13 protein-coding genes are annotated in these 24,311 nt (G+C 58.6%); 2 read left to right on the forward strand and 11 right to left on the reverse strand.

The features are described 5' to 3' along the window. Positions 1 to 52: 52 nt before the first annotated feature. Positions 53 to 8,755, reverse strand: coding sequence for a peroxidase family protein (locus AC07UB_RS08820; RefSeq protein ID WP_492792348.1), 8,703 nt, complete (start codon positions 8,753 to 8,755; stop codon positions 53 to 55). 453 nt (positions 8,756 to 9,208) lie between these two features. Between AC07UB_RS08820 and AC07UB_RS08825 the strand changes: the two genes are divergently transcribed. Together AC07UB_RS08825 and AC07UB_RS08830 are read left to right on the forward strand one after the other, a co-directional pair. After that, on the forward strand, positions 9,209 to 10,609 hold the full coding sequence (locus AC07UB_RS08825) for a sensor histidine kinase (protein ID WP_492792347.1): 1,401 nt from the start codon (positions 9,209 to 9,211) through the stop codon (positions 10,607 to 10,609). A 154-nt stretch (positions 10,610 to 10,763) separates the two neighbouring features. Next, a complete protein-coding gene (locus tag AC07UB_RS08830) occupies positions 10,764 to 11,459 on the forward strand; it encodes a LuxR C-terminal-related transcriptional regulator (RefSeq protein ID WP_492792346.1) in 696 nt (231 codons plus the stop codon). Positions 11,460 to 12,050: 591 nt separating this feature from the next. Here AC07UB_RS08830 and AC07UB_RS08835 read toward each other — a convergent pair. The 10 genes from AC07UB_RS08835 to AC07UB_RS08880 form a co-directional block, all read right to left on the reverse strand. Beyond that, a complete protein-coding gene (locus AC07UB_RS08835; protein ID WP_492792345.1) occupies positions 12,051 to 12,242 on the reverse strand; it encodes a hypothetical protein in 192 nt (63 codons plus the stop codon). A 659-nt stretch (positions 12,243 to 12,901) separates the two neighbouring features. Then, positions 12,902 to 14,359, reverse strand: coding sequence for an aspartate ammonia-lyase (locus tag AC07UB_RS08840; protein ID WP_492792792.1), 1,458 nt, complete (start codon positions 14,357 to 14,359; stop codon positions 12,902 to 12,904). 101 nt (positions 14,360 to 14,460) lie between these two features. Beyond that, a complete protein-coding gene (gene cofC / locus AC07UB_RS08845) occupies positions 14,461 to 15,054 on the reverse strand; it encodes a 2-phospho-L-lactate guanylyltransferase (protein WP_492792344.1) in 594 nt (197 codons plus the stop codon). A gap of 48 nt (positions 15,055 to 15,102) precedes the next feature. Continuing rightward, entirely contained in the window at positions 15,103 to 15,831 is a 729-nt protein-coding gene (pgl, locus tag AC07UB_RS08850) for a 6-phosphogluconolactonase (protein ID WP_492792343.1), read from the reverse strand. Between the two features lie 34 nt (positions 15,832 to 15,865). Then, a complete protein-coding gene (gene gnd, locus AC07UB_RS08855) occupies positions 15,866 to 16,876 on the reverse strand; it encodes a phosphogluconate dehydrogenase (NAD(+)-dependent, decarboxylating) (RefSeq protein ID WP_492792342.1) in 1,011 nt (336 codons plus the stop codon). An 11-nt stretch (positions 16,877 to 16,887) separates the two neighbouring features. Beyond that, positions 16,888 to 19,740, reverse strand: coding sequence for a bifunctional transaldolase/phosoglucose isomerase (locus AC07UB_RS08860; RefSeq protein ID WP_494651334.1), 2,853 nt, complete (start codon positions 19,738 to 19,740; stop codon positions 16,888 to 16,890). An 81-nt stretch (positions 19,741 to 19,821) separates the two neighbouring features. Next, the gene (locus AC07UB_RS08865; RefSeq protein WP_492792340.1) at positions 19,822 to 20,055 is read right to left on the reverse strand and encodes a hypothetical protein; all 234 of its coding nucleotides are present in this window, start codon (positions 20,053 to 20,055) and stop codon (positions 19,822 to 19,824) included. Positions 20,056 to 20,095: 40 nt separating this feature from the next. Next, complete coding sequence (gene fgd / locus AC07UB_RS08870; protein WP_492792339.1) at positions 20,096 to 21,100, reverse strand: glucose-6-phosphate dehydrogenase (coenzyme-F420); 1,005 nt, start codon at positions 21,098 to 21,100, stop codon at positions 20,096 to 20,098. Between the two features lie 11 nt (positions 21,101 to 21,111). Continuing rightward, positions 21,112 to 23,535 carry a 5-amino-6-(D-ribitylamino)uracil--L-tyrosine 4-hydroxyphenyl transferase CofH gene (gene cofH, locus AC07UB_RS08875; RefSeq protein WP_494651332.1) on the reverse strand — a complete coding sequence of 808 codons (2,424 nt, stop codon included), beginning with the start codon at positions 23,533 to 23,535 and terminating at the stop codon, positions 21,112 to 21,114. A 30-nt stretch (positions 23,536 to 23,565) separates the two neighbouring features. After that, positions 23,566 to 24,294: a carboxymuconolactone decarboxylase family protein gene (locus AC07UB_RS08880; RefSeq protein ID WP_494651331.1), complete on the reverse strand. Its 729-nt coding sequence runs from the start codon at positions 24,292 to 24,294 to the stop codon at positions 23,566 to 23,568. Positions 24,295 to 24,311 lie beyond the last annotated feature (17 nt).

Genomic DNA, 24,311 nt, shown 5'->3' on the forward strand with positions numbered 1-24,311 from the left:
AAATTCCGAAAAACCGGAGGCGGGAACTACTCGCCTCCGGTCATGGGGCATCTCAAGATGTGAGGTTCGCGTTGGTCAGCGTATGATGGCCTTCGATCTGGATCGTGAAGTCGGCCGCGCCGCCATCGATATTGCCCTGCACCAGCGTGAAGTCACCGTTGGTGCCCGTGCCGAAAGTAACTGCCAGTTGCCCGGCTGCCGTAGCCGCAGCACCCGTGACCAACGTGAAGGCCTGGTCACCCGCAGCAGACAGGTCGGCGTCGATCGCGCTCAGATCGATGCGGTCACCCGGCTCGAACCCGACGATGGTGTCGCCGTTAGCCCCGGATGCCGACAGGAACTTGAACGTATCGTTCCCAGCACCACCATTGATCACGTTGACGGCGTTGCTCGCGGTGATGGTGTCGTTACCGGAGCCTGTATTGACGTTCTCGATTCCCCACAGGGTATCGTTTCCTGTTTGCGCGCTGGATGCGCTGCCCTTCGCCAAAGCACCCGAGCCGAGATTGACGGTCACGCTGACCGTGGCTGCGGAGATATCGAGCGTATCCTTTCCAACACCACCGTCGGCGGCATCACCGAAGTAAACGTCGTTTCCGTCTCCGACTTCAGCCACGATCAAATCGTCGCCATCGCCACCGAAGACAGAGTCGTCACCAACTCCTGCGGTAATCATGTCGTTGCCGCCATCGCCGAAGATGCGATCTGAGCCGGCATCGCCGTAGATGATGTCGGCCTGCCCACCGCCGAACACCTGGTCATCGCCGGCCCCGGCGAAAATCATGTCGCGGCCGTCGCCACCACTCACGAAGTCAGCGCCTTCTCCCGCGGAGATCGCGTCGGCCCCAGCATTACCTGTGACCACATCGTCTCCCGCAAGCGCGACGAGGTTGTCGTCAGACGCCGTTCCGTTCAGGATATCCGACTGCGGCGTTCCGTTGTTGACCGCGCCGGGCACAGGCGAGGTCGTCTCATCGTCATCATCGCCGTCGTCGCTATCATCCTCCTCGTTATCATTCCCATTGTTGTTGCCAATCTGCGGCATTCCTCCGCTTGCAGTGAAGGTGATGGAGTGAGTGCCGTCCGTCATGGTCGTGACGCCATCGGTCGTGGTCGAAGTGAAGTCAGCGGCCACCTTCCCGGGCGGCAGTTCGATCACGTCCTGCGGACGCAGCGTTCCAATGATCGTGTCGTTGCCGCCATTCGACCTGAAAACGATCCGGTGAGCTGAGGACAGCGCCGAAATATCGACCGTGTCATCGCTAGCATCGCCGTCGATGGTGATGGTGCTAAAGTTAAGGCTGGTGGAGGTGAAGTCTCCGATCACCTGGATAGTGTCACCTCCACTAGAGCCGCCGCCCGCACCGCCTGGTGTGGTCACATTCAAGGTATTGACCCGGATTTCCTCGATGTTATCGAGTTCGGCGATGATCACACCGTTGCGGACGATAACGATTTCCGTATCCGCCCTCAGATCGGTGAAGCCGGCCGAAATCGCATTGCTCTTGGCGTATATTTTAAAGTCTTCAGCCGTATTGTTGCCGTTCACAACGAATGTGTCTGCTTCCAACACATCGTTGGTTTCAATCCAAGATGAGCTCCATGGCCGGGTACCATTGGTGTTGTTGTAGCCTTGCGTCCCAAACTCATCGCGGAAGTTTCCTGTCGGCGTCTGGATATTGACGTTGTCGATATAAAAATTCTCACCACCACTAAGGTTTGGAGAGACAAAGCGGATCGCCGAATGCGCGCCGCGCTGTGCTGCAGTCAGATTGACGGTAAAGGTGGTATCGAAATCTTCGGTCCCTCCGCCATCGAGGGTACCAATCGTGTCCCACGTGGTGCCGTTAAACGCCTGGACAAGCAGGTCATCAGCGCCACTCGTGTCATCCACCCGCCATGTGAACGATAAGGTCGCGGATGCTGCGCCGGTGAGATCCACCGACCGTGAAAGAATTTCCGTGCCGTTGGTATTCTCGGTGAAGTTCAGTCGATTTCCGGTGGCACCGCCGGTGCCGGTAACAACGACCGAGCCAGTCGTGGCCGGATTGGTGTTGCCGCCGTCGGCGTAGTCACGACCGTCGGTCGCGCCGGTATTGTTGGCGTTCCAAACGATGGTGTCGTTGCCAGCCCCCGCAAAGACGATGTCATTGCCAGTGCCGCCATCGAATGAATCACCATCACCGTCCCCGACAAGGATGTCATTGCCGGTGCTGCCGGCGACGTCGTTGGTATCGCGCACAACCGCCACATTGGCCGTCGTGCCCGCATTGGCGGTATAAATGAATGAGTTGGCGGTCCCGTCCGTATCGTCAATTTGAACGCCGCCATTCACCGGAAGAAGTGTCGCCGTGAAGCCGCTTGAGGACTCGGTCACCGCCGTGATGTCGGGGACAACGGCCGGCGAGTCGGGATCGCCATCGTTGGCCAGCAGCGCCCATTCGGGAACCACAAAGTTCGCTCCGACGACGTTCGTCACAATCCGATCTGGCGTTGCAACGAATGGATCATCAACTCCCATCACATTCACTGTAGCCGTGGCTACGACACTCTCCTTCTCGCCGTCGTTAACGGTCACTGCAATATTGCGCGGCGTTGCCGCTGGAGTTGGGTTCGGGTTATCGCCGGTATTGGAGAAGCGCACCTGACCGATCGCCGTCTGTAGTGCAGTTTTTGAGATCGGTCCGTTGCCACTCAGATACATCGTGATTGTACCTGCAACTGCCGGACCAAAGCTCATCGTTACACCTGTCGGAAGCGTACCTTGGATCGACAGCGTGTCGCCGAGCTGGGCATTGGTCAGCTTGATCGTGGCGCCCATCAATGTGGGATTGTCAACGTCGCCGACCGCCGGGTTGGACGCGATAGCGACCGCCGGTCCACCCTCGGTGTATGTGGCCGCAGTGTAGTCGTTGGGTGGCGCCGCCGAGGAACTGGTGAAAACGATATTGATGTTATCAATGTAGAAGTTGTCGCCGTTATTATCGGTCGGATTGGTTCCCGGAAGATCCGTCCCGCCGGTGGTTTCCCAGTCACCTTCCGCACGGAAGCGAATCTGCGAATGTGAGCCAATCATTGCCGTCGTAAGAGCCGCCGAAAACGTGCCGGCTCCATTGCTGGTGCTGCCGCCTAACGTCGTTCCTAATTGCTCCCAGCTATCCCCGTCCCACGCCTCGACGACAATGTTCTCGCCAGATCCGGTGTCGTCATCGACGTAGTCGAAGGAAAGTGTAGCCGTGCTCCGGCCAGTCAGGTCAACGGCCCTGGTCAGAGTTTCATTACCATCTATGCCGCCATCAAACTGGAGGCGACCGCCATTGATATCGATCTCGCCGGAGGTGGCGCTGTTGTTGTCATTAGCCTCCGCCCAGTTCGTCGTCCACGGAGCAGTGGCGTTTGCGCTGTCCGTGCCGGTGTAATTCGACGTTCCGAACTCCTCGCGATAATTGCCGCTTGTGACAACACCGCTGAGGTCCAGCGTCGGCGCGATATCAACAATTTCGCCAGTGACGTCGTTGAGAAAGATCGTGAACTGACGCTGTGCCATCAGCACTCCGCCATTCGCGATCGTATCGGTATAAGTATCGATGACGATCTGATACTGGTTATCGACAAACTGATGAGACTGGTTCGCGGGCGTGTGAACGCCGGCTTCATAGTTGAGCATCATCGGGCCGCCGTTGGCGACGGCGAGCTGATAGACCGGCGCCGCTGCGGTGCCAGTATTAACGATTGTGAAGCGCCCTCCCGCATCCTGGCCGGGCGAAATGACGTGCGTCAGCTGAACGACATCGCCGTCTGTAACACCGGTACCGCCGAAGCCGAGCGGATCGTAGTCGAGACTGAAAGGAACGGGCGCAATGACGGTACCACTAGCCGCGTTTTCGTTGACGGAGAACGGCGCCGTGACGTTGTCGGTCTGCATCGAAGCGATGCGCTCGGTTACTCCCTTGTTATCATTGAATACTGCGACAGCCCGCAACACGTGCGAAGGATCAACCGAACGAACCGTATACGTCAGGCCGGTACTGATCTTCGCCCAGCCACCGTCGTTGCCCGCTTCTGTCGTCTGCCATTCGAATGTGCCGCCGGGGGGAAGCCCCGTTACGGGGTCGATTGGCCCGAAGCCATCGGCGTCGACGAGGTTTGTTAGCTTCGCCGTCAGAATCTGCCCGACGATCGGACTGATAACACCCGGCGTCGCCGGATTGCCGTCGTGATCGAAAGGCGTCGGATCGGAGATCGTTACCGTTCCAGTGGCCAGGCTGTTGGTCGTTGCCACGCCAACCGTCAGCGTCTTGTCGGCAAATTGCAGACGTTCGATGTTGACCAGCTTGTCGGTGTCATCGGTCAACGCGCCACGGCTAACTGTAAGCCCGCCGACGCGTCCGGGAGCCGCAACAAGCCCGTCGTCGAGATCTCGCACCGTGATAAAGCCGTCACCGTTCACGTCGCGGATGTTAAGCGGTGCGGATTCAGGGCCGGTGATGTTCACGCGCCGAAGCGCCTCGCCTGTATCTGCATCGTAGATGATCTGGGTGCCTTCGATTTCGTATTCGAGATCGCCGCCCTGGAAGATCGCGGTATCGATATTCTTATTCGGGCCGGTAACATCCGTGTTGTCGTAGAGGATTTCGCGGACGATGCTGAGCTGGCCGGGAATGATTGTCCGGTTGAGCATCAGCGAGGTGAGCGATTCACCGCCGAAAGCCGGGCTGTCGAAATTGGGCGCTCCGGCGATATGGGCCGGGTTCGCCGCCTGGTCGGCCAGCGTATAGACGTTAAATACCTTTCCTGCGTGGGGACCCATGACGGTGGTATCCGTCGTCATCGACTCCGCCGAATAGGTACCAGCGTTCGGAGACCCCGCAGGAATGACGATCTTGATGCGCACGTTGAGCCAGGCGTCGCCGTCGATAACGTCGAAACCACCACGGCCGCGAAGCATATCGTTGCCGTCGCCGCCGATCAGCACGTTGCCGTTCTTAAAGCTGGCATTCTGCACGCCGTCGAGGCCCAGCAAGTGGCGCAATCCCGCAATGCGATCCATGCCAGCACTGTCAAGCGTGTGATCCGTGAACAGTTCGACCGGGGTGGAGTCTGGGCTCGATGAGCCACCGTTGTGGCCGCGGTCATCGCCGTCCAGAATGTCGTTATTCTTCCAGCCCGATAGCGCCTCGACCTGGTCGAAGCGGTCACGGAGTACATCCTCCGGAATGGTCGTGAAGATCGGAATCTGAAGATCGAACTTAATGGCCGAATTGTCGTTCTTGGCCATGCCCCAGTCGAAACCGAACATGCCTTCATAGCGGTAAACGCTCGGGCCGGAGCCCATGATATCGTCGCCCGACTCCGCATCGTAATCGGTTTCATCTCCATGGCCGAACAATACGTCGTGGCCGATGATCGGGCTGTTGAAGAACAGTTCGGAGTTCTCACCGGCAATGGTATCGAAACCGCCACCGCCTTCGATCCAGTCGTCGCCCTCATTGCCCAGCAAGAAGTCCTTGCCCATGCCGCCGAGAATGAAGTCGGTCTCGGTGCCTCCAAAAACCTCGCTCGCGTCCTGGCCCAGCACAATGTAGTCTTGGCCCTGATCGCCGAACAGAAGGTCCGCGCCACGGGCCGACGTGATAACGTCGTTGCCCTGATTGCCGCGCAGCACGTCGTCGCCAAACGGATCTTCGATGATGTCGTTGCCTTCGCCGCCGAACACATCGTCGGATTCAGTGCCGCCGTTGAGGTAGTCATCGCCGCCATCGCCCCACAGGGTGTCGATGCCGCTGTCACCGTACATGATGTCTTTGCCCTCGGTGCCACCCAGCACATAGTGCTCGCCGCCCAGGACCCTGAGGTAGCCGCCTTCATCATGGCCGTTGGCTGTGGTGTCGCCATTCCCGGCATATCCCGGCACGTCGCCTGCGGCATAGCCACGCACGACTTTAGGACCGAGAATCGCTTCGAGAACAGGGTTGGACCCATCCCAGATGGGATCTTTGCCAGCTTCAGCACCGTTATAATCTTCCTGCGCAATGCCGCGATCGAGCTCGATGATGTGGTCCGGCGTGGTAAACAGCGCACCGTTCACGTGCGTCGAATAAACATCCCCGAGCGCAGTATTGCGCATCACCAGGTCGCTGAAGGTGTTGGGTTCGAGGTTGTTGAGGAAGTTCAGGCCCTGCGTACGGGTGAGGTAGTACATCCGATCGCCGAACTGCAGGCTTTCCATCTGGAATTCGAACACGTAGTTGAAAGTCGTTCCCAGCATGCCGCCGAACTCGGGGCTCTTTTCGGCCAAGCCGCCGATCCACAGATCAATCAGATTAACGCCGGTGGTTGCTGCCGGCCCGTTCAGGAAGGCGACGCGATCCGCAGGTGCTCCCGGTCCACCAAAGACCAGTGCCTCTGCCGCCGCGCGCTTGGCGGCGAGCGTGGTCGCGCCGGTGATGGTCGAATGCGTGCCGTAAGCCGCGATGAAGTTGACGACTGAGGCTGCGTTCTTGATGTTTAACGCAAAGTCAGCCCAGCTCTCATAGGGCTTCAGATCGGCGAGGCCGGTGTCGTTGTAGAGTTGTTCACGGGCCTGGTTGAGCGACGGAATTCCGGTATCCCGGCCGCGGGCGATGTTGAGCGCTGCAAGGTCAAGCGGCAGGCCCAACAGGTTGCTGCGCACATCGGTGACGATGAATTCATCTATGGCATTGCCAACGTCGCGCGACAGGCCGCGGATGATATTAGCGTTGATCTCTTCCAACGTTGCGCCGCTGCCAATATAGGCCTGCGGGTTGAGGAACACCGCGAGCAACGTCTGCTGGCCTTGGACCGAGTTCGGATCGAGTGGATCGAGCGGGTTGAGATTGTTGTCCAGACGATCGACCGTACCTGTCAACATCGAGTGTCCGAAGCGATAAACCGTATGTGCGAACTCGGCTACGATCGACGGATCGACGTCAGGGCTGCTGTTGAAGATGAACGGATCCACCATCGGCTGGATGCGGCGTGCGAATTCTTCAAACACGAGATGCTGATACTGCATTTCGGTGCCGAAGCGCGCGGTCTGGAACAGGCGTTCACCGTCCCAATTTAATGAATCGGCATATGTAACAAGTGCCGCAGCGTCTGTTGGGATCGCCGCGACCTGAGCCGCGGTCAGATCCGTCAGCAACCACTCGTTGATGAACGCTGTGTCGCCGCTTGCAAGAATCGTCGCCTTGTTCGCGTCTACCAGGCGATTGTGCTCGGAATGAAAGATCGAATGAACGGTCGTGAGAGCAATGTTCTCGTTGCCGCGGCCATCACCCGTGACGAAGTGAGCGTCGAGCATCTCGTCGTCGTAGGTGCTTGCATTGTGATCGTCCGCAACAAGATCGGCGGCGTCAATACTCCCGTCGCCATTCACGTCGCCAACGTCGGTGTCCTTCGTCTGAAACGCGTCGAGATTATTGATGACATGATCGCCATTGGAATCCCATCGCCCCGGCACGGCATGGTGCGCAATATCGTTAAGAAATGCATGGCCGGTGCCGAGAGATCCTGCGGTGGAAATTCCCGCCGTAGTGCCTTCCACGACCACGTGGCTGCCGTCTGGATTTGTGGCCGCCATGACCAATTGGGCGTAGCCGTTGGGGCCCGGGATGAACTTGCCGTACTGGTCTGTCACCAGGAGAGGTACGTTATGAACGTCGAAGTCGCTCAACGCGATGCCCAGCATTTCAAGAGCCTGCGCCTTGACGTCGGCCCAATTACCAATGGTACCATCCATTGCTCCGTCAAGAAGGCGGCCAGTTGAAACCGCCTTGCCGTCGACCTTCATGTATTCGCGCAGAAACACCTGGTGCGAAGGATGCGATGTATAAGTCTGGTTCTGATCGACGAACGATGTCGTGGTGTTCTCGTGCTGCGGCACACCGTTGACCATAGTGACTGTTGCACGGCTCAACGCCATAAATCGCAGGTGCGCCGGAAGGTCATCTGCGTTCCCGAGAACGCCATCTGCGCCGGCGATCAGCGGATCGTCCGCCTGCAGCGGAACATAGACTGTCCCGGAATTGCCTTTGGTGACCAGATCAAGACCGTGGTCAAAGAACTGACCGAAAAAGGTCATCCAGGAATTGAACCCTGGGGACAGGCCAATATCGGGTGACTGGTTGGGAATAGCCTGCAGATCGGCGTCCGTAACATAGAGTCCGAATGCACCAAGCGGTTCGCCCGGACGAACCGGCGTGTAAGACGTGGGATCACCCGGATTGACCGGCATGTACGGATGATCTGCAGCAAACTGCTCATGCGACAGCGGATTATTGAAATAGGCTTCAATAGCCGCCGGATTATCGACCGACATATCGACGATCAGGTTGGAGATGATGCGCGGATCGGCATCAACAACTGTCGCGCCAGGAGTGCCGTAGTTGCCTTGAACGAGTGGCGGCTGGCCGCCGGGGCCATCGAAATCGATCGAGTCCCCATCGGCATCATTTCGGAAGACCGGATCGGTCAATCGCGGGAACAAAGTGCCCGCCGCACCGAACCTGTCTTGACCCGCGACCAGACTGTTGAAGCTTCCATCAACCGTGCGGAGACCGTAAGGCGCTATCGCTGCGTCCGCAGCACTCAAACCATAAGCGTCCATGATCGCTTGCATGATCGAGACAGGCGCCACCGCTGGTGTGTAGCCGACCGATGTCGCCTCGGCGATCTTGATCTGCTTGAGAATGAACTCGAGGTCCGCTTTGTTGACCGTGAAGCTTGTCGCCATGACAATTCTCCCTGCGCACTCGCTCGTGCTGCTTGACCCAGCAATTCCACGCCGTATCGGCGCCCACCTTGGCATTTGAGTTTTTCCGGGAGCCCTGAGTAAGGGAATAACGTCGGGCTACGATCTGGACTGAAGGCCCGACGAGAAACAGACCTAGGTCCCGATCAACGATGCAAATGAGGGTGGACTTTGGTCCCGCCGGCTAACAATCCGGCGGTGGCATTTCAATCTGGCCATGCGCCGCCGGATGCGAGATTCGATCCGAAGCAAGTACGATTTCGAAGGAAGTTCCGCCCCATCATAAGCGTTAACCCGCCTCAGGTCAGCCCGGCGCTGTTTCGAGAGCAACAACCGTGATATAGTCATCGGAACAATCGACGATTATGCGAAATTATTTTTTGACTGACGTGAATGATTTTTTGAACTTCACTTGTTTGCGCAGGATACACGACAATGGTTTGGCCATTTCGTAGAGCTCGCGTCGGACAATATTCTTTCGGACTCGTTCATCAGTTCGTCGCGGCTGCGGGCATAACGATAGCCGCCTCGATGGTTTTGCTTGCGCTGGCTGTAACGCAGCGGATCGAGGCAAGTATGATGCAAACGGCGGCCGAAGAAGGCGCTCTCTTGATAGAGGCATTCCTTGGCCCGTCAGCTCAAGAACTTGCCACCTCGCGCAGTTTGTCTACGGAGACCGTGAAAAAGCTGGACGATTTGCTCGCCGGAAAACTGGGCGAACGCATGCGGCTGATTAAAATCTGGCTGCCAGATGCAACGCTTGTGTATTCGACCAACAAGGAGACAATCGGAGCACGTTTTCCCTCAGCCCCTATAGCGGCAGCCTTTGAAGGCAAGGTATCTGGCGAATTTGATTATCTGGATGAAATCGATAACGCCACCGAACGACATTTGCATGTTCCACTTGTGGAAATCCATGCACCGCTGTTTCGCACCGGCACTCAGGAAATTATCGCCGTTGGAGAGGTCTATAATGACGGCAGGAGACTTGCGGCCGATCTGACCGCCATCCGCTACACCGCAGTCGGCATTGTCGGCGCAGTCACCGCCCCTATGATGCTGATACTGTTCTTCATGGTTCGTCGCGCTGCAAACTTAGTCACCACCCACGAAGCTTCACTCGTCCAAAAGGTTATCGAAGCTGAAGCCCTTGCCGAACAGAACGATAAATTGCGGAAGGTGGCGGATGATGCCCGGCTTGAGGCCGCAAGTTCCAATGAAAATCTTCTTGGCCGGATTGGACAGGATTTACACGACGGCCCGATTCAACTTGTGAGTCTCTTGATGCTCAAGCTGACTGAGCGAGCCAATGCCCGCACCGTGGACACTCCGTCCAACGACGCGCGCGATCCGAGCGTTCAAGAACTAACGGCTCGGATATTGACCGAGCTTCGCAATGTCTCAACCGGTCTTGTGCTTCCGCACTTGGATAGTTTGACGGCAACCGAAACGGTGTGGTTTGCCGTGCGACAACACGAGGATATGACAGGGACACAGGTTAACTGTCAGATCGGCGACCTCCCGGACGATCTGGCTCAACCGATAAAGATCTGCCTGTTCAGGATTGTGCAGGAAGGTTTGAACAACGCGTTCCGTCATGCGGGAGCGGAAGGACAGCGCGTAACGGTCTCAGCCGATATCCATAAGGTCACCATCCTCGTGACCGATAGCGGCCCCGGCTTTGTCACGGAAAGTCGCGAAAATTCACGCCGCAGAGTGGGTCTTGGCCTCGCCGGTCTCAGGAATCGGATCGAAGCGCTCCAAGGTTCTTTAGAGTTCCGCTCCCCTAACGGACTTGGAACTCAACTCCGTGCGCAACTTCCGATTGCACGTTAGGTCCAGATGAAGCGAGCCACGATTTGCGCGTTCGCTCTACAACCGTAAGCGGCCTCCTTAGCCCTCACTGAAATAACAGTGTACAAACCCGAGTATTTGCATTTAGCTACCAGTTGCATATTATTTTTGTCTTATTTTGTGTATGGAGCCTCGTATGAGTACGGTTTCCATAGGCTTGGTAGATGATCATCCTCTAATGATTGAAGGCATTGTAGCGCTTTTATCTCGCGCGCCAGGTCTCCAGGTTTTGTCGACCGGTTCGACTGCAAAAGATATTATCGAGATCTCGTTGCGGTTTCATCCTGACGTTATCATCGTCGATCTAAGCATGGCGGGCGATGTCTACGAGGCAATTGCAGCTTCCATCAGAATTGCACCGAATACCAAGGTCGTTGCGTTCACCGCCGCGACCGGCGTGGACTCGGCGATCAGAGCGCTCGATGCTGGCGCCAGCGGGTACGTTTTGAAGGGCAGCAGCGCGCAAGAACTCATCCATGCAGTGGAATCGGTTCGTCTTGGCGAGACATACATTACGCAAAGCTTTGCAAGCCAGGTTATCGCAGCCTTGCGAAATACATCGCTGCGGCGGAAGGCGGCGGAGGCCGTAAGATTTAGCATTCGAGAAGATCAGATCGTTCGGCTTCTATTGCGCGGCAAGACCAATAAGGAGATCGCGATGTCGCTGAAGATCAGCGAGAAGACGGTCAAAAACTACATGACGATCCTCATGCAAAAGCTGCATGCCCGCAACAGACTTGAAGTTGTTATCGCAGCTCAGAAATTGTCCGAGCGCGAGCCGGAAGATTCTGTTGGCGCTTTTACAGAGGCGCGGCCACGCCTCCTCTCTTAGAGCTACTGTCCAGCACAGTGCGCGTCGTCCGCACCCATTTTGCTCCGACGAGATTTTCTCGCGGCCGCCCAATGCGACTCCCTTGCGGTCGATGTACTGGGCAACGATGGCATCGCGGCGCTCCACAATGCCGAGCCGGAGAATCAGATCGTGGATCGTCACCCAGCGAAACGCGTTTGATGACTTGCCGCGGGTTCCACCTGTCCGTGGATCGAACCTATTGTCTGTACCGAAAACCTAAACTCGGATGTAGCGGTGATGAAGTCCGCCGAGAAGTGCAATTGATCTAATGCTTCCCGTGCGCTGAACCGAGCGAGAGACCGGCGTATCCTTATTGAGCGATCGATGGGTCCTCAGTTCTTTATAGTACGCAGCATATTTCTTCAGAATTCGGAGCAAGCGGCGCCGATTTGGCCAGCTTGGACGACATGCTCTTCTAGCCAACTAATCCGCTGCCACCGGCAAATCGAGCTAACGATCCGAACAATCTAGCAAGCGACAGTCGGTCTTACAGTGGCGCGGCGGCCTCACTACCGAATATTGTCTCACGCCCGCTTCCTCCGCGGCCCCCTCGCCGATCAGAATCAACGCTCACGCCGACGAAACCGCAGACCGAAATTGGTCGGCGACGATACGACAGAACAGCCACAGGATGCCCGGACAAAGCAAGAGCACAATGGCGCCAAAGTCGAGCGCGGCGCTCGCAGCGCCGGCCGACGTCGAGAGCTTTCCTCCGATCGCCGGGCCAACCAGCATGCCGGCATAGAATACGGTGTAGAACAACTGGTCTGCCCCCTTTGAAGTGGTCCTCTCTGAAGTATATTTTTTTGATGGAGGATCAGATCGATGGCAAGGAAGAGGCATACGGCTGAAGATATCGTCGCGAAGCTGCGGCAGGTTGATGTGCTGGTGGCATAGGGCCGGCAGGTGGCACTGTTGGAACGAATTTCCCCTCTCCTGCCCAGCACTCAGTTCAATCGAACTCGTCTCCGGCTCATGTTCTCTGAAAACGGGAATATTTTATCAGACGATTTGAGAATACTGCTCGATTTCAGTCGCGTTGGCGCAAAAGCGGTCTCTGCAAAGAACTGCGCCGCGTAAGAAGTACGCCATTGGCGGCCTTTTATCGCAACTAAGAGAGAAATTCTCTGAAAGCCGGACTGGTTGGCTGGCGGCGCAGTGCTGATCGCACCGGTCTCTGTCGGATTTCCCTGCTAACAGGGAATTTTACAGGGAAATCAGCGAAATTCGGGGCACAAAGGGACCGGACGTGTGGCGGAAAACCCCGTGGACAACGGCTTTTCGATCAATTCACCGAAACAACTTACAGGGAAGAGATTCTTCCGAACAGGGAAACTCTGGAAAATTACAGGGAAGGTCTTGCGATATCAGCGAAATCGATAACATCTAGGAAATGACCTATTGATCGGCTGCAATGCGCATCACAGCAGCCGCACACGCAAAGGCATCGTCATTGCCTCCGCGCGAAAAATGCTGTCCATCTGTTCCGGCGACAGCAGTTTTTCCTCCAAGATGATATCCGCCACCCTACGATTTTGCGCGAGTGCCTGCTTTGCGATCCGCGAACACGTCTCGTAGCCTAACACTGGCACCAGCGCGGTCACCAACCCGATACTTTCGTTGACGAGGGCACGACAACGGGTGCGATCCGCCTCAATCCCCGAAACGCAACGGCGCGCGAAGGTCACCACGGCCGCCGTCGTCATCCGCATCGATGACAAGATGCAGTAACCGATGGTCGGCTCGAAGGCATTGAGCTGAAGCTGACCGCCTTCCGCACACATCGTTACGGTCAGGTCGTGGCCGATCACCAGATAGGCGACCTGGTTCACCACTTCCGGAATCACCGGGTTGACTTTGCCGGGCATGATGGAGGACCCATTTTGCACCGCCGGCAGGCGAATTTCCCCGAACCCCGCTCGCGGACCGCTCGACAGCAAGCGGAGATCGCTGGCGATCTTCGAGAGCTTAACGGCAATGCGCTTGAGAACGCCGGAGAACAAAACAAAGGCCCCCATGTCGGAGGTGGCTTCTATCAGGTTTCGCGCCGGCACCAGCGGCTCGCCGCACAGCCGCGCCAGTTCTTCCGTCACCAACCCGCTGTAACGCGGATCGGTATTGATGCCCGTCCCTATGGCGGTTCCGCCCAGCCCGATCTCCTTGAACAGGCTCGACGCTTCCTTCAGGCGGTCGATGTCTTCCTTTATCGTCGCGAAGAAAGACTCGAATTGCTGCCCCAGCGTGATCGGCACCGCATCCTGAAGCTGTGTCCGTCCGATCGTCAGCACGTCGCCAAATTCCACCGCCTTGCCCTTGAAAGCAAATGACAGTTCTTCAAGCGCCGCGATTAAGGGGACCGATGCCGACAGAATTGCCAGACGCAAAACCGTCGGATAGACATCGTTGGTCGATTGCGACATGTTCACATCATCGTTCGGGCTGAGTTGGGCATATGCTCCCTTCGGCAATCCCATGGCCTCAAGGGCGAGGTTCGCGATCACCTCGTTCGCATTCATGTTGGTGGACGTGCCCGCGCCACCCTGGATGACATCGACAATGAACTGGTCGTGATAGCGCCCCTCGCGCGCAATCTGCTCGCAGGCTCGATCGATCGCCGCTGCCTTCTCGGCCGGCAGATTGCCCAAACGCTGGTTTGCCCGCGCGGACGCCTGCTTCACCAACGCCAACGCCCGAACGATTTCCGGGAACTGTCCGATCGGAACGCCGGTGATCGGAAAATTCTCGACGGCGCGCAAGGTGTTCACACCCCAGTAGGCGGACGCGGGGATATCAACCTTGCCCAGCAGATCGCTCTCGGTTCGGATAGTGCCAGCGACGGAATCGGTGGCTCCGGTTGTTGAAACCACGGCCTTCGATATAGCCACGACTTTATCTCCTGCGATTTTCGCAGACACGTGTTGGCGACGACCACCTCCTGCGAGAGGTGCCTTTTTCGATGCGCTGCGCGGTTGCAGGTCTTTCAAATTCGCCACCTTTTCAAATCCTCCGGGGTATCCAGATCGAACGACAGAATGGGATCGCGGCGGACCTCGATCTGCAGGCCCGCCGTTCGCGCCATCGCCTCGTGCGCATCCGCACTGTCCGGCCCATAGCAAAATCGCGCGGAGCCTATCGGCCGCCACATCAGTAGGTTCGTTCCACTACCGCGCTCGTCGGTGACAATGGCGACATCAAGATTGACGTCAAATCCATCGATCGCATCGCGCAGCGAATCCGCGACAAGCAGCGGCAGATCGACCGGGAGAACCATCACCTCCGTCGCGCCGCCCTCCGCAGCCATCTGCGTCGCCAAGCTGACGGCTGCATTCAGGCCGTCGCTGTCGTCAGGCTCGCAATACGTGCCGAACCCGCGACGGGCCGCCTCCGAGAGAATGGCAGCCGAGCGACTGACGACGTAAATTCGCGCCTCGCCTTTCAGTGAATCGACCGCATCCAGCGTATGTGCGAAGAGCCACCAGTTCAGAGCCAGTCTGTCGCCATCGGACAGAGCAACTTTGAGGCGTGACTTCCCGTCCTCCGGGGAATTAACGGGTATGATGATCGCCAGTGTCATGCTCAAGGTCGTCCCGAGCCGGTATGCGCCGCGTCAGTATGGCGCGATCTATGTTGCGATGTCATGCAGCCAGACAGTGTCATGCACCGACCTCACGCGCGCGGCCGGCAGCGAACGATCTTCTCTCAAGCGAGTCATGATCTCCCGCTTGCCCTCGCCGCTGACCATGAATGCCATTGCCCGGCAGGAGGCTAGCACGGGCCGCGTCAGCGTCACGCGGGGCACATGCGGTGGGACGTTGGCGCGCGGCACGCCGACCGCCCATCGATCCTTTACCTCGATCGCGGAATCGCCGGGAAACAGTGACGCGGTATGCCCATCCGGGCCCACCCCCATCAAAACCAGATCGAACAGGGGTCGTTCCGGAACGAGATTTAAACGTCCATAAAAGCGTTGAAGTTGCGCGGCGTAGAGTGTCGCAGCCTCGTCCGGACCGGAGCAATCGGTTCTGATCGGATGCAGATGACTTTCCGGCGCACGCCCCTTCAAAAACGCTTCGTAAGCAACATTGAAATTATTGCGGGGGTCGTCACGCGGAACGAAGCGCTCATCACCGATGAACCAGTGCACGCGCTCCCACGGAACTGCCGTCGCGTAAGCATCCATCGACAGGAGGTCGAACAGAAGCTTCGGCGTGCTGCCGCCGGTGAGACAGATCGCGACCTTGCCGGGGTTCGATTTGAACGACGTCAACAGTAGCTGTGCCGCCGCAGCTGCGATCGCATCCGCGTTCGCGACACGACACACCCTGACGTCCGCCCGCGATAAACCGGTCACGCTAACGCCTCCACCATTTTACACGTCCATACAGTTACTTCGAAGCCGTAGTATTTCCGCTGTCCCGCGCGGGTTCCCGGTGGCCGCCAAACCCTGCGCGCATTGCTGAAAGGATCTTCTCGGCAAACGTATGCTCCTGACGGGAACGAAACCGTGCATAGAGCGCTGCGGTGAGAACCTCCGCAGGCACCGCCTCATCGACCGCCGCATGAATCGTCCAGCGCCCTTCTCCGGAATCTTCGACATAGCCGGAGTAGCTGTCCAGCCGCTGATCCCCGGCAAGCGCCGTGGCCGTCAGATCGAGGAGCCACGATGTCACAACGCTGCCACGCCGCCACACTTCCGCGATGTCAGCAAGATCGAAATCGAAGCGATGGGCTTCCGGCAAAGATGCGCTGGAGGCGCCGCGAAGAATATCGAAGCCTTCGGCATAGGCCTGCATCAATCCGTATTCGATGCCGTTGTGAATCATCTTGACGAAATGCCCCGCACCGACCGGCCCGGCATGGATGTATCCCAATTCGGCGCGCGGATCGCGGCCCTCACGATGCGATGTTTGCGGGATGTTGCCGAGCCCGGGCGCCAGCGCTTTCAGGATCGGATCAATGCGCTCGACTACCGCGCGATCACCGCCGATCATCAAACAATATCCGCGTTCCAGGCCCCAGACCCCGCCGGACGTGCCGATATCAACGTAGTGAACTCCGCTGCCGCTCGCGCGAAGCTCCGCGGCACGGCGGATATCATCCTGCCAGAACGTGTTCCCACCATCGATCATGATATCGTCACGAGCAAGACAGCGGCTCAGCTCCTCCACTGCTCCCTCGGTCGCAGAGCCTGAAGGCAACATGATCCAGACGACACGAGGCCCGTTCAACTTTTCGACCAGATCGGAAATGCTGTGTGCGCCGACGACGCCATCTCCAGTCAGCGTCGCAACCGTTTCCGGAGCCTGGTCATAGACTACGGCGGAATGGCCTTGCGCGACCAGACGCCGAACTATGTTCGCGCCCATCCGCCCAAGTCCGATCATTCCAAGCTGCATGATATCGATCCTTACATCAGCGCAGCGCGCAGCGCCGCTTCGAGAGAGGCTAGTCCGGTTTTCGGATCTCCGGAAATGTGCACGCGTATCGCGCGCCGACCACGATCCATCAGAACGTCAAAATCGCCCCGCGCCTGCGCCGCGATCAACGTTCCAAATGATGCCTTGCGTCCCGGGATATCGACATCCTTCATCGGATCGGCGGTGATTTCCAGAAACACCCCTGTGTCGGGGCCGCCCTTGTGGGCCTGACCGGTAGAGTGAAGGAATCGCGGGCCGAAGGCGGCACAGGTCGCTACCCGACCCGCGTCACGAATTATCATTCGCATCCGCTGCAACGTGGCGGCGTTTGCCTCGTCCTGCGGGAGATACGCCAACAACGCAACGTAGTCGTCCTTGCCGGCGCGCTGAAGATGCGCGCGCAGCCATCCGGCGATGTCGCCGGGGCGAGATGCTTTAACAAGAGTCTCGATATTGCGCGCATCGGTATAGACGGCCAGCGGCCCTTGCGAGAATGCAGGCTCCTCCGCCGGCAGATCGCCGGTCGCCTCGAATGCGGTAAGCAATTCGCGTGTCTTCACCTTGGCGGATTCGACATCGGGCTGATCGAACGGGTCGATGCCGAGCACAGCGCCGGCCACTGCCGTGGCGATTTCAAACCGGTAAAATTCCTGCGCGAGATCCATCGTCGAGCGGATGACAATACGCACGACCGGATGGCCTGCTCTCTCCAGTGCCGACAACCGCGCGGTTCTGTTGTCGTCTTCGTCGCCTGCTAGTGCGAGATCGATGAAAATGCGATCCTCGCCGTAGACCTTCGGTGAACCGAGGTCTTCGCCGTCGATCGGAATTAACCCCTTGCCGAGCTTGCCGGTGGATTCCGCAATCAGTTGTTCCGCCCAGCCGCCAAAGCCGGCGATGCCTGTTGAAGCCGTGATGGTGATCTTGTCGCGTCCTGCAAGGCCTGCGCAGCCCAAGATCAACCCGAGTTGCACCCCCGGATTTTGAGCGGGCGGGACATCCGCTGCGCAGGACCGCACCATATGCCGCGCACTGGACAGCCACCCCTCGATGTCGAGACCAGCGGCGGCGGCTGGCACCAGCCCGAACGGCGAGAACAGCGAATAGCGTCCACCGATCTGGGGATCGCCATGGAATATTCTGGCGAACTTCTGCTTGCCCGCGACGGCTTCGAGCGACGACCCTGGATCGGTCACGGCAACGAAACATTCGGCGACCATGTCCTTCCCGACTGCGTCGGCGATGCGTGCCTGAAAATAATCCTTCATCACGTTCGGCTCGACAGTGCCTCCGGACTTGCTTGACACGATGATCAGCGCACGAGACAGGTCGATCCCGTCGGCCATCGCCCGAACCTGATCCGGGTTGGTCGAGTCGAGGACGTGTAACCGCGGATAGCCCGGAGCGCGCGGGAACGTCGACGACAGAACATCGGGTCCGAGGCTGGAGCCCCCCATTCCGAGCACAACGACATCTGCGAAGCCGACGCTTCGAACCCAGCGGGCGAACGCTGCGTAGTCGGGAAGTCGCTGCTGTTCGGCTTCAATGCTGTCGAGCCATCCGAGCCACTTTGACTCATCTGCACCGGTCCATAGCGACGCATCCTTTCGCCATAGCCTGCGGACACGCTCATCCCGACGCCACTCCTCAACCGCACGTTCGACAGCCTGCGACAGTTCCGGCGCAAGCGACGCGGTCATCGTGTTCAGGCGTGAGCCCAGCACCAACGCTCGTTTGCGGGCGACAGCGCCATAGAGCTTGTCGGCAGCGTCGACAAATTGCTGCATGCCATCGATCGTCAGTTCCTCGGCAATCCGCTCGAGAGAAACGCCCAGCGCGCCCACAGCGGCGAGAGTCGTTTCGGCTTCGCCGATATTTTCCTCAAGGCTGCTGCGCGGCTTGCCATGATCCCGGAAGGCGTCAAGCGTTGCCGGTGGCACGGTGTTCACCGTATCGGGGCCGATCAGTTCCTCGACATAAAGCGTATCGCGGTAGTTCTTGTTCTTCGTTCCCGTAGAGGCCCACAGCAACCGCTGCGGCTTTGCGCCTTTCGCAACAAGTTGCTCCCACTGCTTCCCGGAAAAAATCTTCCTGTAGTCCTGATAGGCCATCCTGGCATTGGCGATTGCGACCGCTCCGAGCAGCGCGCGCACGTCGCGCTGCTTTTGCGGATCGCTTGTTGCCGCGATCAAACGCTCCAGTTCGGCGTCAACAACAGCATCGATCCGGCTGATGAAGAAGCTTGCCACGCTGGCGATGGCCGAAGGATCACCGCCACGCACCGCGAAAGCGTCGAGCCCTCGAATATAGGCTTCGGCCACCTGCCGATACACCTCCCGCGAAAACAGCAGCGTAACATTGATGTTGATCCCGCGACCGATCAGCGTTTCGATTGCTACGATACCGGCTGCCGTGGCCGGCACCTTGACCATCAAATTGCGACGGTCCACCGCGAGCCAGAGCCGTTCGGCTTCCGCAATGGTTCCGTCGGTGTCGTGCGCCAGATAAGGCGACACCTCCAGCGAGACAAAGCCATCAGCTCCCCGCGTCTCCCGATAGACCGCGTCGAGAACATCGGCCGCCGCTCGAATGTCCTGAACCGCAATGTCATCAAACAATTCGGACGCCGACTTGTCGCCATCGGCAAGCGCCAACCTCACGGCATCATCATACGCGGGCGACGATCCGATCGCCTTCTCGAAGATCGCGGGATTCGAGGTAACTCCCTTCACGCCGTCGATCTTGATGAGTTGCTCAAGGCCACCCTTGGCAACGAAATCTCTTTCCAGAAAATCCAGCCAAATCGCCTGCTCGTAGCGCGACAGGTCTTTCAACAAACTCATGGATCACCATTTCATTCAATCGGGATCAGATAAGCACGAAGCGCCATCGCAGACTGCGAACGCGCGGATCACATGGCAGTCCTAACCGCCCTCCAGGATGGCGAAAAAATCGATGGTCGCATCATGGGTGAGCGGCTCCGACATCGACACGACCACCTCGTCAATCGCTGAAAGCCAGACTTCATCATGCGCATCAAACCGCTGCGCCACGGACCGCACCGTGGCCCCCTCGGCAACCTGAACGCGCGTGGACGCGATCCCATCCGGCAGGAAGCGACGAAGATTTCCGTGCATCACCACTTGAATATCGAGCATCGCTTCCTCCCAAACTCACCGTACACCGCGATCCGCTGAATCAAGAAAACGCGTGCCGCAGTTTCGGTACGACCTGCTCGGAAAAAGCTTGCATGAACCGTGGCTGATCCGGCCCGGGCGCGTGAAATACAAGATGCCGGAATCCGAGTTTCACGTAAGGGCGCACCTTCTCCACCACTTCTTCAGGATCGGAAGAGATAATCCACCGGCTCGCCGCGCGATCCAATGGCAGCGCATCAGCCAGCCGCTCCATCTCGCGTGGGTCTTCGACACCCATCTTCTCCTCCGGCGAAAGAGCCAATGCGGCCCAAAACCGCGTGTCTTGCTTGGCGCGGTCGACATCGGAATCGTACGACACCTTGATCTCGATCATGCGATCGATGCTGTCATCGGATCGCTTCGCCGCCGCGAGACCCTCGGACACTTTCGGAAGCAATGTCTCACTGTAGAGCGCCGGCGATTTGCCGCTGGTGCAGATGAAGCCGGCTCCCACTTCGCCGGCCAGTGCGGCCGCAGTCGGACCTGCCGCGGCGATATAGATCGGAACGGGATTTTCCGGCCGATCATAGATCGTCGCGTTCTCGGTGCGATAATATTGTCCTTCGAAGCTGACACGCTCCTCACACCAGAGCCGGTTCATCAGTTCGATCGATTCCTTAAGGCGGCCGAAGCGCTCCTTGAATCCCGGCCACGTCATGCCCGTCGCGGGCACCTCGTTGAGCGACTCGCCAGTGCCGACGCCGAGAATAATCCGCTCTGGAAACATGCTGCCAAGCGTGCCGACGGCTTGCGCCACGATCGAGGGGTGATAGCGGAAGGTCGGCGTCACCACGCTGGTGCCGAGAACGATCCTGCTGGTTCGGGCTCCCGCCGCACCCAACCAGGCGAACGAGTACGGCGCATGACCGTTGGTATGTCGCCACGGCTGGAAATGATCGCTGATGAAAGACGAATCGAAGCCCAGCTCCTCGGCAAGGCAGATGAATTTCAGAAGTTCGCTCGGCGTGAATTGCTCCGCGGATGCCTTGTAGCCGATTTTCAACACGACAACTCCATTCAGCAGGTGGACTCAATCGAAAGATGCGCCAGAGCGCCGGGGTCCGCCGGCGGCGTCTGAACCGTCGGAAGCAGTTCAGCCGCAGCCTCTGCGGCTGCAGCGATATGGTCGGGGACATCCTGATAAAGCGTCGTGCGCTGGCGCGGCACACGTCCGATCGCGCTGATCAGCGCGCGCATGGCGTGCGGCGGCTTCTCCTGACCATGCTGCGTGCCCGCCGCGCGGGAAATGCTCTCGTTCATGAGCGTGCCGCCAAGGTCATTGGCCCCGGCATTGAGGCACATCTGGGTCCCGGCCTCGCCCAACTTCACCCAGGATGTCTGAATGTTCGGAATCAGGGCACCAAAAACCAACCGGGAGACTGCGTGCATCAGCACCGTTTCCCGCAGCGTCGGCCCCTTTCGCGTCTGTCCTTTCAGGAACAACGGCGCTTCGATCGGAATGAACGGCAGTGGCACGAACTCGGTGAAGCCGCCGGTTCGCTCCTGCAGGTCGCGAATAGCCAGTAAATGTGCCGCCCAATGATCCGAACCATCGACATGACCGAACATGATGGTCGCCGTTGTGCGAATGCCGACGTGATGCGCCGCTTCGATGATGTCGAGCCATTGCCCGGTCGTGAGTTTGTCGGGACAGATGATGGCGCGCACGTCGTCGTGCAGGATTTCGGCGGCCGTCCCCGGCAACGACCCAAGCCCGGCCGCCTTCAGCATGCCGAGAAATTCAGGAACCGGCAGCGACAGCGTCTCGGCGCCATGTGCAATTTCCAGTGGCGAAAACGCATGGATATGCATCGCCGGCTCGGCGGCCTTCACGGTCCGGCAAATCGTCAGGTAAGTCTCGCCGGTATAGGAAGGGTGTATCCCCCCCTGCATGCAGACTTCCGTGGCACCACGCGCCCACGCCTCGGTGACGCGGCGCGAAATCTCGGCAGTCGAGAGATCGTAGGGCTTACCCCGCAGGGCCTCATGTGACTTGCCCTTCGAGAACGCGCAAAATCCGCACTTGAACTGGCAGATGTTGGTGTAGTTGATATTCCGGTTGACGGCATAACTGACAACATCCCCCGACACCGTTTTTCGGAGGGAGTTGGCGGCCTCGGTGACCACTTTGAAATCGACATCGCGCACGCCGAAAAGCCGGACAATGTCTTCGGAATCGAGCCTTTGACCGTTCAGGGCGCGATCGATCGCCCGCAATACATTGCCGTCGGCACGGGCGAGATATGGCTGCGCGGCCAGATCACCGAGATCCTTTGCGAGAACATCTTCTCCGGGCGACCAATTCCCCTCGCGTGCACGGCCATCCGTATCCGACAGTTGACGAACCGCGGGCTGCATCTTCGGATCAAGCCATGTCGCAGGCGCGAGCGCGTATTCCGGATAGATCGTCAATCGCTCGACAAGAAGATGACCGGCCTTGGCGGTCATTCGGCGCAGCGCGTCGATTGCCGGCCATGGCGCTTCCGGATTGACGTGATCCGGCGTGACGGGAGAGATGCCGCCCCAATCATTGATTCCCGCCTCGATCAACATTTCATAGCTATCAGGCGACAGATTTGGCGGCGCCTGAATGTTCATGCGCGGGCCAAGCAGTATCCGCGTGGCAGCGATCGTCCAGCGCAGGTCATCCAGATCCGGCTCCGGCGCAGCAGCGAGCCTGGTGTCCGGCTTGGCGCGGAAATTCTGAATAATGACTTCCTGGATATGGCCGTAGCAGCGGTGCAGCCGGCCAATGGCGTCCAGCGACTCCAGGCGTTCCCTGCGCGTCTCGCCGATACCGATCAGAATGCCAGTCGTGAACGGGATTTTCAGTTCGCCGGCGTCAGCGATCGTTGCAAGACGCAGGATCGGATTCTTATCGGGGGAGCCGAAGTGCGGACCACCGCGCTCGCACAGCCGGGCAGACGCACTTTCCAGCATCACGCCCATCGACGCCGAGACGGGGCGGAGCATCGCGAGCTCCTCGCTGGTCATCGTTCCGGGATTGAGATGAGGCAGAAGGCCAACTTCCTTGAGCACCCTGTCCGCGACATGCGCCAGATAGGCCAGCGTCGATTCGAAGCCGAGTTCCTGTAAATGGTCGCGCGCCGCCGAATAGCGAAGCTCAGGCCGCTCTCCCAAGGTAAACAAAGCTTCGTTACAGCCTGCCCGCTTGCCCTGCCGCGCAATCTCCAGCACCTCGTCGGGAGAAAGATACGCCCGATGCTGTTGGCTCGGCTGCTGCGCGAACGTGCAGTAGTGGCAGACGTCGCGGCAAAGCCGCGTCAGCGGAATGAACACCTTGCGTGAAAACGAGACGGTGCGCCCGTGTCCGCGGCTCCGGATATCGGAAGCCTCGTCGAGCAAGCGCTGTAGCGGCGTGTTCTCTAGATATCCGAAGATATCCGACAGAGGGCCGTCGCCGAGGACATTAGAATCCATCGCCAGATTTCCGGGTTGGGATGCGCGCACTTAAACCGCCAACTCCAACGCGTTCCGCCCTTCCCAGGCCGTTGTCATTGAATCGCACAGTTCCATAATCTGAACGATCTCGAGCGTCTCCTCGTTTCCTGCCCCCAGCGCTTTCGCCTTGAGCTCATGGACCTCGACACAACCGTCATTGAAATTGTCGGAATAGCCGTGGTTCTTCAGCGTGATCGCAAGCGACAAGATCTGTATCTCGCGTTCGTCCAGTGTCGTCGGCGATTTCTTGATCGCATTGGAGCGCTGCAGATAGAGACGCAGCCACTCACCATCGGCGCCGTAAACACGAAAGCCGTTCGCGATGTATTTGCGGGTGGCGACGATCTCGGCGAAAATCTCGTCCATCTTGCCGTCATGCGGCGGCCTGATTTCCGGAAACAGCCCGGTCTTCCAGAACGAGACAAGCCGCTGCGCATCCTGAAAGCCGCGCAGCCCCCTGTAGAAATCGAGGATCTTCAAGAGAATACGGAAATCGCCCGCCGAAGCCCCCGCCTGTTTCGCCTGAGCCTGATAGGCCCGCGCCGCATCCGGATATCGGTTGACCATAAATCCTACGACATAGATCAGCGCCCGCATCTTCGGCGATAATTTTCCGCCTTCGAGATGTGCTTGCCGCTTTGCAAACGCATCCATCCAGTCGGCATCACCGCCAAAGACCTCACCATAGACGTCTTGCGGCCGCGCACCGGCCTCTTGTCGCATAACTACGGCTTTCATGGCTAGGCTCCGTTGTC

The organism is Afipia sp. GW821-FHT04G03 (assembly GCF_059419985.1).

Coding starts and splice junctions, on each gene's coding strand:
- AC07UB_RS08820 (WP_492792348.1), bottom strand. CDS start 8,755: ATGGCGACAAGCTTCACGGTCAACAAAGCGGACCTCGAGTTCATTCTC.
- AC07UB_RS08825 (WP_492792347.1), top strand. CDS start 9,209: ATGGTTTGGCCATTTCGTAGAGCTCGCGTCGGACAATATTCTTTCGGA.
- AC07UB_RS08830 (WP_492792346.1), top strand. CDS start 10,764: ATGAGTACGGTTTCCATAGGCTTGGTAGATGATCATCCTCTAATGATT.
- cofC (WP_492792344.1), bottom strand. CDS start 15,054: ATGACACTGGCGATCATCATACCCGTTAATTCCCCGGAGGACGGGAAG.
- gnd (WP_492792342.1), bottom strand. CDS start 16,876: ATGCAGCTTGGAATGATCGGACTTGGGCGGATGGGCGCGAACATAGTT.
- AC07UB_RS08860 (WP_494651334.1), bottom strand. CDS start 19,740: ATGAGTTTGTTGAAAGACCTGTCGCGCTACGAGCAGGCGATTTGGCTG.
- AC07UB_RS08865 (WP_492792340.1), bottom strand. CDS start 20,055: ATGCTCGATATTCAAGTGGTGATGCACGGAAATCTTCGTCGCTTCCTG.
- cofH (WP_494651332.1), bottom strand. CDS start 23,535: ATGGATTCTAATGTCCTCGGCGACGGCCCTCTGTCGGATATCTTCGGA.
- AC07UB_RS08880 (WP_494651331.1), bottom strand. CDS start 24,294: ATGAAAGCCGTAGTTATGCGACAAGAGGCCGGTGCGCGGCCGCAAGAC.